Origin of the sequence: Streptomyces sp. NBC_00582, from assembly GCF_036345155.1 — a bacterium.
In the GTDB taxonomy this organism is placed as follows: Bacteria; Actinomycetota; Actinomycetes; order Streptomycetales; family Streptomycetaceae; genus Streptomyces.
In genome coordinates, this window is record NZ_CP107772.1 from 2,719,007 (window position 1) to 2,731,205 (window position 12,199).

The following is a 12,199-nucleotide window of genomic DNA, read 5'->3' on the forward strand; positions in this document are numbered from 1 at the left end:
TATCCCCGACTCCGTCGGCCACAGCCTCCTCCACCCCGTCTCCGCTCACCCCGGGCGCTCGCCCCATCCCCGCCGGCTCCTCACCGGAGCCGCTCGGGCCCCTCCCCCACTCCCGTTCCTCCTGCATCACGACTCCCTCCGCAGGCGTACCAGGTCGGTCAGTTCGCGGTCGGTGAGTTCGGTGAGGGCGGATTCGCCGGAGCCGAGGACCGCGTCGGCGAGGGCCCGTTTCGAGGCGAGCATCTCCGCGATGCGGTCCTCGACCGTGCCCTCGGTGATGAGGCGGTGGACCTGGACGGGCTGGGTCTGGCCGATGCGGTACGCGCGGTCGGTGGCCTGTTCCTCGACCGCCGGGTTCCACCAGCGGTCGAAGTGGACGACATGGCCCGCGCGGGTGAGGTTCAGGCCGGTGCCGGCGGCCTTGAGGGAGAGGACGAGGACCGGCGTGGCGCCGCTCTGGAAGCGGTCCACCAGGTGCTCGCGCTGCGGTACCGGTGTGCCTCCGTGCAGCAGCTCCACGGGGATCGCCCGGTCGGCGAGGTGCGCGGTGATCAGGCGGGCCATGCCGACGTACTGCGTGAAGACGAGCACCGAGCCGTCCTCGGCGAGGACGGTGTCCAGCAGTTCGTCGAGGAGGGCGAGTTTGCCGGAGCGGGCGGCGAGCGGGTCGCCGACGGGCGTGGTCTCCTCCTTCAGGTACAGCGCGGGGTGGTCGCAGATCTGTTTCAGCGCGCCCAGCAGCTTCAGCACCAGGCCCCGGCGCGCGATCCCGTCCGCCGTCTCGATGGCGAGCAGCGACTCGCGCACCACCGCCTCGTAGAGCGCGGCCTGCTCGCGGGTGAGCGGCACCGGATGGTCGGTCTCGGTCTTGGGCGGCAGCTCGGGCACGATCCCGGGGTCGGACTTCTTGCGGCGCAGGAGGAAGGGGCGGACCAGGCGGGCGAGACGCTCCACCGCCTCCGTGTCCTCGCCGTTCTCCACGGCGCGCGCGTGCCGGGCGCGGAAGGACTTCAGGGGGCCGAGGAGGCCGGGGGTCGTCCAGTCGAGCAACGCCCAGAGTTCGGAGAGGTTGTTCTCGACGGGGGTGCCGGTGAGCGCCACGCGCGCGGGGGACGGGATCGTCCGCAGTGCCTTCGCCGTCGCCGAGTAGGGGTTCTTCACGTGCTGCGCCTCGTCCGCGACGACCATGCCCCATGGCTGTGCGGCCAGCGTGGCCGCGGTGGAGCGCATGGTGCCGTAGGTGGTGAGGACGAAGCCGCCGGTGAGGTCGGCCAGGCTGCGGCCCTGGCCGTGGAAGCGGCGGACGGGGACGCCGGGTGCGAAGCGGGTGATCTCGCGCTGCCAGTTGCCCAGGAGGGAGGCGGGGCAGACCACGAGGGTGGGTTCGGTGCGGGCGCGCCGGAGGTGGAGGGCGATGACGGTGATCGTCTTGCCGAGGCCCATGTCGTCGGCGAGGCAGCCGCCGAGGCCGAGGGAGGTCATCAGCTCCAGCCAGGCCAGGCCGCGGAGCTGGTAGTCGCGCAGGGTGGCCTGCAGGCCGGGCGGCGGGGCCGCCGGGCGGACTCCGGCCGTCAGACGGTCGCGCAGGGCGGCGAGCGCGCCCACGGGCACCGCCTCCACGGTCTCGCCGTCGACCTCGGCCGTGCCCGTGAGGGCGGCGGACAGGGCGTCCACCGGGTCCAGCAGGCCCAGTTCGCGTTTGCGGGCCTTGCGGACCAGGGCCGGGTCGACCAGGACCCACTGGTCGCGCAGCCGCACCACCGGGCGGTGGGCCTCGGCCAGCGTGTCCATCTCGGCCTCGCTGAGGGGGTCGCCGCCGAGCGCCAACTGCCAGCGGAACTGCAGCAGTTCCTCGCTGTCGAAGAAGCCGGTGCCGTCGGTCGCCGAGCCCGGCGCGGGCCGTACCACCGCGGTCGCGGCGAGGTCCTGCGCGAGGTCCCTGGGCCAGTGCACGGCGACCCCGGCCGCCGCGAGCCGGGTCGCCGCCACGCCGAGCAGGTCGCTCAACTCGTCCTCGGACAGGGCCAGTACGTCCGGCGCGTCCTGGTCGGCGAGCCGGGCCAGCGGCGGCCACACGCGCGCCGCACGCCGCACGGCGAGGGCGGCGTCCACACGCGCGCGGGGTCCGAAGGCCGCGTCCGCCTCGCCCGCCCACAGGGCCGCCGCGTCGGTGACGAGGGTGGGGTCGGCGAGGCTGTGCACCTGGACGATGGCGGTGCCGGCGCTGCGGGCCCGCCCCGCGTCGTCGGAGGTGTCGAACATGTCGTACGCGGACAGGTCGAGGCGGAGCGAGATCCGCACGCCCGCGTCCATGCCGGCGGCGACCTCCGCCGCCCAGTCCTGGGCGCCGGGCAGCCGCTGGGGCCGGCGGTCGGCGTAGGGCTTCCCGGCCGCGTACGGAGCGGCCGGGGTGCGCGGCAGGGTGTCCGCGACGGCGTCGAGGAAGGCGCGCATCAGGGCCTCCGGCTGCGGCAGCCGGAGCGGGCCGGGGCCGGGCAGGGGGACGGCGTGCCCCTCGTGGGGCAGGGCGGCGGCGACCGCGCGAAGATGCGCGATGTCCTGCGGGTCGAGGGGGCCGGCCCGCCAGGCGTCGTGGCCGGAGGGGGTCAGTCCGGGCAGCAGGCGTCCGCGGGCGGTGAGCCGGAGCGCGTGCAGGGCGGCCGCGCCCCAGCAGGCGGTGGCGGGGTGGGCGGCGGGGTCGCGGCGGGCGCGCACCAGCAGCGGGAGCGCCCGGTCCAGGGGCAGCGTCAGGGCGGGGATCCGCGCGCGGCGGACGGAGGTGCCGTGCGGGCGGACGACGGTCAGCTCCGTCAGGTCCACCGGGGCGGGCGGTGGGTCCTGCCGCGGGTCCCAGGCGGCCGTCGGGTCCCAGAAGGCCATCCGGCCCTCGCGCGGCAGCGGGGCGGGCAGGAAGAGCGCGGCGAGGCGCGCCGGGACGCCCGCCCGGTCCGCCGGAGACCTGTCGTCCGTACGCACTGTCCTCCTCCCGCCCGCATGTCGGATCACTCGTCTTCGACTCTACGGGCGGGGTCTGACATTGATGCTGATACTCAGGTTCCGGCGGCCGTGGCTCGGGGTCTGACTGACGCCCTGCTGGGCTGTCTTCCGGTTGTTCTGTCCAATCGGCCCCGGGGCTAGGGAACCGTGCGGGAGACGACGTACACGAACGGGTAGACGGGGTTGCCGTAGTTCACGACGACGTCCAGGGTGGGCGTGGGGTTCTTCTTCTCGACGACGAGGCCGTAGAACTCGCCCTTGCGGGCGCCCGGCCCCGTGAACCGCCAGCCCGTGATGCCCTGGTCGCGGGCGCTGATGGTGAGGTCGCCCTGTTTGAGGTCGGCCCGGTCGACGCCGATCTGCGCGAGGAACTGGTCGAGGCCTGCGTGCGTGGTCTGGAACTGCACGTAGAGCCGGCTGGTCTTCCAGTTGTTGGTCTCGTAGTAGGCGACCTGGTTGGAGGGGTGCGGGACCGGCACCCGGTAGAGGCGGCGCTGGACCTTCGAGGGCCAGCCGGCGGTCAGACCGGTCGCCGAGTACTTCGCCTCCTTGTCCTTGCCGCTGTCGCGGCTCTGGTTCGCGGAGATCACCAGATAGCCGGCCGGGACGCCGATCAGCAGCACGATGATCAGCAGGGTGAGCGCCCTGCGCCGGATCACATGGCGGCGGTCCTCCGGCGGCCGGGACGGCTCGTCGGGGGGCGCCGCCTGGCGGGGCAGCGAGGCGGTCATGCGGTGTCCCTGGTGGTGCGAGTCCCACGGCCGGTTGCGGCCGTGGGGGTCGTGCGGGGTGGTGCCTGGATCATGCCGTGTCCCGGGTGCGGCGGGCGGCGTCGGTGAACCGTTCGAAGCGCTCGTAGCGCTCGACGCGGCGCCGCTTGGCGCGCCGGAAGCGGCGGGCGACCAGACGCGCGAGGTCGGCGGCGCCGACCATGCCGGCCTCGGGGCCGAGCTGGGCGCGGACGATCCGGGCCTCGGGGCGGTAGCCGCGCCCGGTGAGCTGACGCTTGAAGGCGTCGCGCGCGGGGGCGATCAGCAGGTCGTCGGCGGCGGACACCCCGCCGCCGATCACGAAGCAGGAGGGGTCGAGCGCGGCGGCCAGGTTGGCGATGCCGACGCCGAGCCACTGGCCGATGTCCTGGAGCAGCTCGACGCACATGGCGTCGCCCTCGCGGGCCAGCTCCGTGATCATCGGGCCGCTGATGTCACCGATCTGTCCCTTGACGTGCTCGATGATCCCGTACGCCACCGGGGAGTCCGCCGCGGCCAGCTCCTTGGCCTCTCTGACCAGGGCGTTCCCGGAGCTGTACTGCTCCCAGCAGCCGCGGTTGCCGCACGGGCAGCGGTGTCCGCCGGGCACGACCTGCATATGGCCGAACTCACCGGCGACGCCGTACTTGCCCCGCTTGACCTGGCCGTCCTCCAGGATCGCGCCGCCGATGCCGGTGCCCAGCGTGATCATGACCAGGTGGTCCTCGCCGCGACCGGCGCCGAAGCGCCACTCCGCCCAGGCGGCGGTGTTGGCGTCGTTGTCCACGAGGACGGGGACCGAGAGGCGGCCGGAGAGGCGGTCGCGCAGCGGCTCGTTGCGCCAGGACAGGTGGGGGGCGAACAGGACGCGGTTGCGGTCGGCGTCGACCCAGCCGGCCGCGCCGATGCCGACGGCGTGCACGTCGTGGCGGTCGGACAGGTCCAGGACCAGCTCGACGATCGTGTCCTCGACGACCTTGGGGCTCTTGGACTTGTCGGGGGTCTCGGTGCGGACCTTCTCCAGGATGTTGCCGTCGGCGTCGACGACGCCCGCCATCACCTTGGTACCGCCGATGTCGATGCCGACCGTCGGCACACGGGGTGCGGTGAGGTGCGAGCGGCGCTCACGGGTGCCCACCGTGCGCAGCGCGGGGGCGCGCCTGGAGCCGATGGGGGCGCTGAAGTTGCCGTAGGTGCTCATCGTCGCCGATTGTGCCTCACCCTCGGGGCAGGCGCCGAGCGGGGCAGCAGGGGGGCGGTCCCGTACATCGCCGTCCGCAGGTGCGTCGTGGCTTGTCGCGCGGTTCCCCGCGCCCCTTCGGGCCGGACCGCTCGGCCCTTGTTCGTCGGGACGACGGGACCGCAGTGGCCCCTCCCCGCACCATGCTCTCAGGACCGTACGAGGAGCTGGAACTCGAAGGAGTAGCGGGTCGGGCGGTAGATGTGGTCGCCGAACTCGACCGCGCGGCCGGTGTCGTCGAAGGTGGTGCGTTGCATGGTGAGGAGGGGGGCGCCGGGGTCCTCGGCGAGGCGGTCGGCCTCGGCGGGGGTGGCGGCGCGGGCGCCGATGGACTGGCGGGCGCTGTGGAGGGTGATCCCGGCGGCGCGCATCAGGCGGTAGAGGCCGGTGGCCTCGAGCTGGCCGCTGTCGAGGTCGAGCAGGCCGGACGGGATGTGGTTGCAGAGGTACGCCATCGGCTCGCCGTGCGCGAGCCGGAGCCGTTCCACGCGGTGCACCTCGCTGCCCTCGGCGACCGCGAGCGCGGCGGCGACCTCGGCGGAGGCGGGGACGAGCGTGTTGGCGAGGACGGTGGTGGCGGGGCGCTGGCCGGCCGCCTCCAGGTCGTCGTAGAGGCTGCTGAGCTCCAGCGGGCGCTTGACCTGGCTGTGCACGACCTGGGTGCCGACGCCCCGGCGGCGCACCAGCAGGCCCTTGTCGACGAGCGACTGGATGGCCTGGCGCACGGTCGGGCGGGACAGGCCGAGCCGGGCGGCGAGCTCGATCTCGTTGCCCAGGAGGCTGCCGGGGGTGAGCGATCCGTGCTCGATCGCGGCCTCGAGCTGCTGGGAGAGCTGGAAGTACAACGGCACCGGCGAGCTACGGTCCACACGGAGTTCGAGCTGCACGGTCGGGTCCACGTCTGGTTTCGGCACCCGCCGAGCGTAGCCCCGAGCGCTGTTGACGGGAAGTTGTGTAGTTCGGTTGTCCGGACATACGGATTGACAGCGTGCGGGCTGCGCCGTCACTTTGTTTTCATGCGCATCGGGGTCATCGGGACGGGCCGCATCGGCACCATTCATGCGAACACACTCAGCCGTCACCGCGAGGTCGGATCCCTGATCCTGACGGACGCGGACCCCGCGCGGGCGCAGGAGCTCGCGCTGCGGCTGGGTGAGACGGCCGCCCCCGGGGTGGACGAGATCTTCCGCTGGGGCGTGGACGCGGTCGTGATCACCACGGCCACCTCGGCGCACGCCGAACTGATCGGTCGGGCAGCGCGCTCCGGGCTTCCGGTGTTCTGCGAGAAGCCCATCGCCCTGGACCTGGCGGGGACCTTACAGGCGATCGCCGAGGTCGAGGCCGCCGGAACGGTCCTGCAGATGGGGTTCCAGCGCCGCTTCGACGCGGGCTACACGGGCGCCCGCGAGGCCGTACGGTCCGGTCGGCTCGGGCGGCTGCACACCGTACGGGCGCTGACCTCCGACCAGTCGCCGCCGCCCTCCGCGTGGCTGCCGGTGTCCGGCGGGATCTACCGGGACGCACTGATCCACGACGTCGACTGTCTGCGCTGGGTGACCGGGCGCGAGGTGCGGGAGGTGTACGCCGCGGGGTCCGACGCGGGTCCCGCGATGTTCCGGGCCGCGGGGGACCTCGACACGGCGGCGGCCGTTCTCACCCTCGACGACGGCACCCTCGCCACCGCCACCACGACCCGGCTGAACGGCGCCGGCTACGACGTCCGCATGGAGCTGGCCGGGGAGCGCGACCAGATCGTGGTCGGTCTGGACGACCGTACGCCCATCGCCTCCACCGAACCGACCGGTCCCCCGGCCGCGGACAAGCCCTGGGGCGGCTTCCTGGAGCGCTTCGGGCCCGCGTACGAGGCGGAGCTCATCGCCTTCGTGGAGGTGCTGCGGGGAGAGCGCCCCAACCCCTGCGACGGCAGGGAGGCCCTCCAGGCCTTCCGCATCGCGGAGGCCTGCGCCATCTCCCACCGGGACCACAGACCGGTGTCCCTGGCAGAGATCCCGGGAGCATAGAAACCACGTTCCAGCCGCCCGGCCCAGGGGTGCGGGGAACCGCGCGACCAGCCCCGACGCACCCGCACCCCTCACACTCGCCCCGCCCCCCTACCACCGCACCGGCAGACTCCGCGTCCCCCTCATCAAGGGCCCCGGAAGCCACTCGCCCGGCGGCCCGTCGAGGGCCAGGGCGGGTGTGCGCTCGAGCAGCGACCGCAGGGCCGTGCGCGCTTCGAGGCGCGCCAGCGGGGCGCCCAGGCAGTAGTGGATGCCGTGCCCGAAGGCGAGATGGCCGCGGGTGTCGCGACGGATGTCGAAACGGTCGGGGTCGGGGTACCGCCCCGCGTCCCGGTCGGCGGCCGTGAGACCGATCATCACCGGCTCACCCGCGGCGATCGGCGTGCCGGCGATCTCCAACGGCTCGGCGGCGAAGCGGAACGTGGCGTTCTCCACCGGGCCCTCGTAGCGCAGGGCCTCTTCGACCGCGCCGTCCAGGAGACTCATGTCGGCGCGCAGGGCGACAAGTTGGTCCGGATGACTGAGCAGGGCGTGGACGGCGTTGGTGATGAGGTTGACCGTCGTCTCGTGTCCGGCGATGAGCAGGACGAACGCCATGCCGCGCAGTTCGCCCGGCGAGAGCCGGTCGCCGTCCTGCGCCGTGATGCGGATCAGATCGCTCAGGAGGTCCCCGCTGGGGCCCGCGCACCGCTTGTCCTCGATCAGCTCGGTGAGGTACTCGGCGAGCCGCACGAACGCGTCGTACTCGCTCTCCGCGCTGGTGGGCGCGACGGCCTCGGTGGACAGCTTGCGGAACGCGGCGCGGTCGAGTTCGGGGACGCCGAGCAGTTCGCAGATGACCGTGATGGGCAGCGGGTAGGCGAGGGACTCCACCAGGTCGGCGCGGCCCGCCGGCAGCATCGCGTCGAGCAGGTCGTCGGTGAGCCGCTGGATCCTCGGCCGCATCTCCTCCACGCGGCGCGCGGTGAAGGCGCGGGAGACCAGCGAGCGCAGCCGTGTGTGCTGCGGCGGGTCGGCGGTCAGCAGGTACGTGCCGATCAGTTCCTCGTCGAGGAAGGTGACGCCGATGCGGCGGCCGTCCTTGGACAGCCGGGGGTCGGCGAACGCGGCGCGTGCCTCCGCGTACCCCACGACGAGCCAGGTCTCGTGGTGGGCGTCGGGCGCGGGCAGCCGCACCCGGTGCACCGGGCCGCGCTCACGCAGCAGCGCGTACACCGGGTGCGGGTCCCGCCGGAACGCGTCGCCGTACTCCCCCAGGTCGATCACCGTGGTCATGGGATTCCCCCTCCCCGTCACCCCTCCCAACGCGCGGGCGCCGCGCCTAGTGCCCGTCCTCGTCGAGCAGACCCGCGTCGTACGCGAGCAGGGCGATCTGCACACGGTTGTTGAGGCCGAGCCGGGCCAGGATGCGGGAGACGTGGGCCTTGACGGTGGCGACGCTCATGAAGAGCGCGGCGGCGATCTCGGCGTTGGACAGACCCCGGCCGACCGCGACGGCGACCTCCCGCTCGCGCTCCCCGAGGGCGGCGAGCCGCTCGCGCGCGCGGGTGCGCCGGGTGTCGGCGGCCGAGCCGGCCGCGTGGTCCATGAGCTGGCGGGTGACGGTGGGCGAGAGCACGGGGTCGCCGCCCGCGACCCGGCGTACGGCGTCGAGGATCTCGGCGGGCGGGGTGTCCTTGAGGACGAAACCGGCGGCGCCCGCGCGCAGGGCGCGCAGCACCTGTTCGTCGGCGTGGAAGGTGGTGAGGACCACGACCTGCGGGGCGTCCTGACGGCGGCGCAGCCGTTCCGTGGCGGTCAGGCCGTCCACGGCCGGCATCCGGATGTCCATGAGGACGACGTCGGGCCGGACACGGTCGACGAGCGCCTCGGCCTCCCCGCCGTCGGCGGCCTCGCCGACGATCTCGATGTCGTCGGCGCCGCCCATCATGAGGGACAGACCGGCGCGCACCAGCGGATCGTCGTCGACGAGGAGGAGTCGGATCGCAGTCATGGCCTTACACAACCACGGTTCGGGCAGGCGTGGTTCGGGCTGGTGTCATCAGGCCGTCCCGGGCCACGGCAGCCATCCGCGCACCTCGAACCCGCCGTCCTGACAGGGTCCGTGCTCCAGTCGTCCGCCGGCCAGGGTGGCCCGTTCGGTCAGCCCGATCAGGCCCTGGCCGGACCCGGGGACGTGCGGTACGTCGCCGTCGGGCGCGGCGTTGCGGACGACGAGGGTGAGGCCCTCGCCCGGGCCGCCCGCGACGCCGACCTCGGCCTCCGTGCCCGGGGCGTGCTTGCGGACGTTGGTGAGGCATTCCTGGGTGATGCGGTAGGCGGTGCGGCCGACGGAGGCGGGCACGGCGCCGGGATCGGTGACGCGCTGGTCGAGGGTGACCTTCAGGCCGGCCTCGCGGGACTCGGCCACCAGGGCGTCCAGGGCGGCCAGCGTCGGCTGCGGGCGCCCGCCGTCGTCGGGTTCCCCGGCCCGCAGGACGCCGATGATCTCGCGCAGGTCCTGGAGGGCCTCGTGGGCGCTCTCCCGGATGACGCCGGCCGCCCGCGCGATCTCCTCGCGGGGGGCGTCCGGGCGGAACTCCAGCGCTCCGGCGTGCACGCTGAGCAGGGTCAGCCGGTGGGCGAGCACGTCGTGCATCTCGCGCGCGATGGCCTCGCGCGCCAGCCGCTGGGCCTGTTCGGCCCGCAGCCGCACCTCGGTCTCGGCGCGCCGGGCCCGGTCGCGCAGGCTCAGCATGAGCTGCCGCTTGGACCGTACGAACATGCCCCAGCCGATGACCGCGACGGTGGCGAACGCGGTGGACACCACCGCCGCCGGGTACGTGAGGTCGGGTTCGGGGCGCAGCCAGAAGAACAGCGGTATCAGGGCGAGGTTGGCGCCGCCGACGAACGCCACGTACCGGAAGGGGCGGTGCACGGCGAGGGTGAACAGGACGATCACGCAGGCGCCGCCCGCCGTGTCGGAGAGGTATCCGACGGGGATCATCGCCACGGCGAGGCCGAGCGGCCAGCGGCGGCGCAGCCACAGCGCGGCGCACGACAGCACGCCCAGCAGCTGGTCGGTGACGACGAGGGCGCGCGGCAGATCCCTGTCGTCGCCCAGGCTCTCGGCGGCGAGCAGGCCGACGACGACGGCGAGCAGGAAGCAGGTGACGTCCACGGCCCAGTCCCGCGCGGTGCGCCGGGGCCGCCGCCCCGCCGCCCCGTCCGGATCGAGCTCGGTGACCAGCGCGGACGGCAGCAGCCATCGGCGCCGTACGAGCCCCGGCGCGGTGTGCAGCGCGTCCGGTGTCCGTACCGCCACGTCCTGTCCCCTCATGGCCCACAAATCTACGCAGCGGAGGGCGCCGGCACCTCCCTGCCGGCGGGACCGTCTACCAAGGTCGCACCCCCGTCGACTTTCGACGCGGCGGTCCCGGCGCCGTAGCGCCTTCCGTCCGCGGGGTCCCGCCGCACGGCCGCTGCGCCCGACCGTCCCTGAAGGTCGCGCCCTCCCGGTCGGCCAGCAGTGCCGCCCGGCCCGGCGAGGCTCGCCGGTATGAGCGTCGCGTGGTGGTGCCGGCGTTCACGCTGTTCGCCGCCGCGGAGAGCCGGAAGTCGGGCTGAGGGCGCGGGTCGGCGCCCCTACCAGGAGGTGTGCGGCGGCGACGGAGGGGACGGCTGCCGGGCCGGCTGCGGGGCCGCGGGCGCCGCGTGGTCCCAGTCGTCGTCGCCGAGCATCATGTCCGGGTCGAACATGACGATCACCGCGGCGATCAGCAGGACCGCGAGGGGGCCGGCGAGCATGACGAGGAGGAACGACAGGAGGTTGGTGGACGACTGGCCGACGGCGGAGGTGCCGGTGAGGTGGACGGAGACCGCGGCCATGCCGGTGTAGTGCATGCCCGTCACGGCCACGCCCATGACCAGGGCCGCGCCCAGGCTCGACCACAGCTTGTGGATGGAGACCGCCGCCCACAGGGCCGCCGTGGCGGCCGCGACGGCGATCGCGACGGACAGCGCCACGGTCGGCGTGTCGTAGTGCAGGGTGCCGTTGGTGTGGATGGCGCCCATGCCGAGGTAGTGCATGGCGGCGACACCGAGACCGGTGACCGTGCCGGCGAGGGCCAGGTTCACGGGTGAGCCGCCCCGGTGGCCGACCAGGAACACGCCGAGGGCGACGACGACGATCGCGACGACGAGGCTGAGGAGCGTCTTCGTCGGGTCGTAGCCGACCAGGGCGCCCTGGACGCTGAAGCCGATCATGGCGATGAAGTGCATGGTCCAGATGCCGCAGCCGATCGACACCGCGCCCAGCGCCAGCCAGGCGGCCCTGCGGTGCGGGCGCCGCAGCGATCTGGTGGTGCACCGCAGCCCGAGCGCCGCCCCCAGACAGGCCATCAGATAGGCGGAAACCGGGGTCACCGCACCGTAGTAGAAGTTGGAGACGGTGGCGGACATAGGGATCCCTTCCGGTGCGGAGCGACTCGGCCGGGTGGCCTCGACCCGAGCGCCGGCAGTCCTGACAGGGGATGCAGGACACGGGGGAACCGGTCGATCAGATCAAGCCACCTGGCCGAGTTGTGCGTGATTCAATCACACAAAGCACACACGTCCTCCACATTGCGCATCGGTTCGCCGAATCGATACATCGCCACGGGATGCCACAAATGGCGTTCTTTCCCCCCTGCGGGAAGCGGGAGTTCCGGCGGACATGCCGGTGCCCCGCGGCCGGGGTGCGTGGGGGGTGGCCGCGGGGCACGGGGTGGGAGCGCTCGCGCTGTTCCTCAGGGCTGACGCGCGCTGATCCGTGGGGGGAGAGTCAGCAGTCGTAGTCGATCAGGTCGAACGTCGCGTAGTGGTCAGCCGTGTAGAAGTCCTCGTCGGTCCTCTTGCCGGTGACGACGCGGCGCGCGCCGCGGGTGGAGGAGCCCGGCGTCTTGACCGTGTACTCGTGGTAGTAGCCGGTGGACCGGGCCGGCAGGACGCCTTCCCGGTTCTGGAAGACGGCCCCGTCCTGCGCGTACGGGAACGGTCCGCCCTGCTCGATCAGTTCGAGCGTGTCGTACGCCTGGGACGGCAGATCGCCGTAGCAGACGCTGCCGACCGCGGCGTGCGCCGTCGACGCGGAGACGGTGCCGCCGACGAGCAGGGCGGACAGGAGGGCCGCCGAGGCACCTGGGCGGGTGATGCGTGGGGGGAATCGCATGCCC

Annotated in this window: 10 protein-coding genes; 1 reads left to right on the forward strand and 9 read right to left on the reverse strand. The window is 73.5% G+C overall.

Features of this window, described 5'->3' with window-relative positions; all coding sequences use genetic code 11:
• Positions 1-126: 126 nt before the first annotated feature.
• From OG852_RS11800 to OG852_RS11815, 4 genes are all read right to left on the reverse strand, one after another.
• Positions 127-2,976, reverse strand: a complete 2,850-nt coding sequence (locus OG852_RS11800; protein ID WP_330347907.1) for a DEAD/DEAH box helicase — start codon at positions 2,974-2,976, stop codon at positions 127-129.
• A gap of 158 nt (positions 2,977-3,134) precedes the next feature.
• Positions 3,135-3,728, reverse strand: a complete 594-nt coding sequence (locus tag OG852_RS11805) for a sugar kinase (protein WP_133917069.1) — start codon at positions 3,726-3,728, stop codon at positions 3,135-3,137.
• A gap of 70 nt (positions 3,729-3,798) precedes the next feature.
• Positions 3,799-4,947 carry an ROK family glucokinase gene (locus OG852_RS11810; protein ID WP_133917070.1) on the reverse strand — a complete coding sequence of 383 codons (1,149 nt, stop codon included), beginning with the start codon at positions 4,945-4,947 and terminating at the stop codon, positions 3,799-3,801.
• Between the two features lie 188 nt (positions 4,948-5,135).
• On the reverse strand, positions 5,136-5,873 hold the full coding sequence (locus OG852_RS11815; protein WP_208117370.1) for a GntR family transcriptional regulator: 738 nt from the start codon (positions 5,871-5,873) through the stop codon (positions 5,136-5,138).
• 129 nt (positions 5,874-6,002) lie between these two features.
• Between OG852_RS11815 and OG852_RS11820 the strand changes: the two genes are divergently transcribed.
• Positions 6,003-7,007: a Gfo/Idh/MocA family protein gene (locus OG852_RS11820; RefSeq protein ID WP_330347908.1), complete on the forward strand. Its 1,005-nt coding sequence runs from the start codon at positions 6,003-6,005 to the stop codon at positions 7,005-7,007.
• A gap of 90 nt (positions 7,008-7,097) precedes the next feature.
• Here the strand turns inward: OG852_RS11820 and OG852_RS11825 are convergent, their stop codons facing one another.
• The 5 genes from OG852_RS11825 to OG852_RS11845 form a co-directional block, all read right to left on the reverse strand.
• Entirely contained in the window at positions 7,098-8,282 is a 1,185-nt protein-coding gene (locus tag OG852_RS11825; protein ID WP_330347909.1) for a cytochrome P450 family protein, read from the reverse strand.
• A 46-nt stretch (positions 8,283-8,328) separates the two neighbouring features.
• On the reverse strand, positions 8,329-9,000 hold the full coding sequence (locus OG852_RS11830; protein ID WP_133917074.1) for a response regulator: 672 nt from the start codon (positions 8,998-9,000) through the stop codon (positions 8,329-8,331).
• A 48-nt stretch (positions 9,001-9,048) separates the two neighbouring features.
• Complete coding sequence (locus OG852_RS11835; RefSeq protein ID WP_330347910.1) at positions 9,049-10,326, reverse strand: sensor histidine kinase; 1,278 nt, start codon at positions 10,324-10,326, stop codon at positions 9,049-9,051.
• A 305-nt stretch (positions 10,327-10,631) separates the two neighbouring features.
• A complete protein-coding gene (locus OG852_RS11840; RefSeq protein WP_133917076.1) occupies positions 10,632-11,447 on the reverse strand; it encodes an MHYT domain-containing protein in 816 nt (271 codons plus the stop codon).
• A gap of 361 nt (positions 11,448-11,808) precedes the next feature.
• The gene (locus tag OG852_RS11845; protein WP_330347911.1) at positions 11,809-12,195 is read right to left on the reverse strand and encodes a ribonuclease domain-containing protein; all 387 of its coding nucleotides are present in this window, start codon (positions 12,193-12,195) and stop codon (positions 11,809-11,811) included.
• Between the last annotated feature and the right edge of the window lie 4 nt (positions 12,196-12,199).

Excerpts from the sequence above, each read along its gene's own strand:
- OG852_RS11845 (WP_330347911.1), bottom strand. The coding sequence starts at position 12,195 with ATGCGATTCCCCCCACGCATCACCCGCCCAGGTGCCTCGGCGGCCCTC.
- OG852_RS11835 (WP_330347910.1), bottom strand. The coding sequence starts at position 10,326 with ATGAGGGGACAGGACGTGGCGGTACGGACACCGGACGCGCTGCACACC.
- OG852_RS11840 (WP_133917076.1), bottom strand. The coding sequence starts at position 11,447 with ATGTCCGCCACCGTCTCCAACTTCTACTACGGTGCGGTGACCCCGGTT.
- OG852_RS11810 (WP_133917070.1), bottom strand. The coding sequence starts at position 4,947 with ATGAGCACCTACGGCAACTTCAGCGCCCCCATCGGCTCCAGGCGCGCC.
- OG852_RS11830 (WP_133917074.1), bottom strand. The coding sequence starts at position 9,000 with ATGACTGCGATCCGACTCCTCCTCGTCGACGACGATCCGCTGGTGCGC.
- OG852_RS11825 (WP_330347909.1), bottom strand. The coding sequence starts at position 8,282 with ATGACCACGGTGATCGACCTGGGGGAGTACGGCGACGCGTTCCGGCGG.
- OG852_RS11820 (WP_330347908.1), top strand. The coding sequence starts at position 6,003 with ATGCGCATCGGGGTCATCGGGACGGGCCGCATCGGCACCATTCATGCG.
- OG852_RS11805 (WP_133917069.1), bottom strand. The coding sequence starts at position 3,728 with ATGACCGCCTCGCTGCCCCGCCAGGCGGCGCCCCCCGACGAGCCGTCC.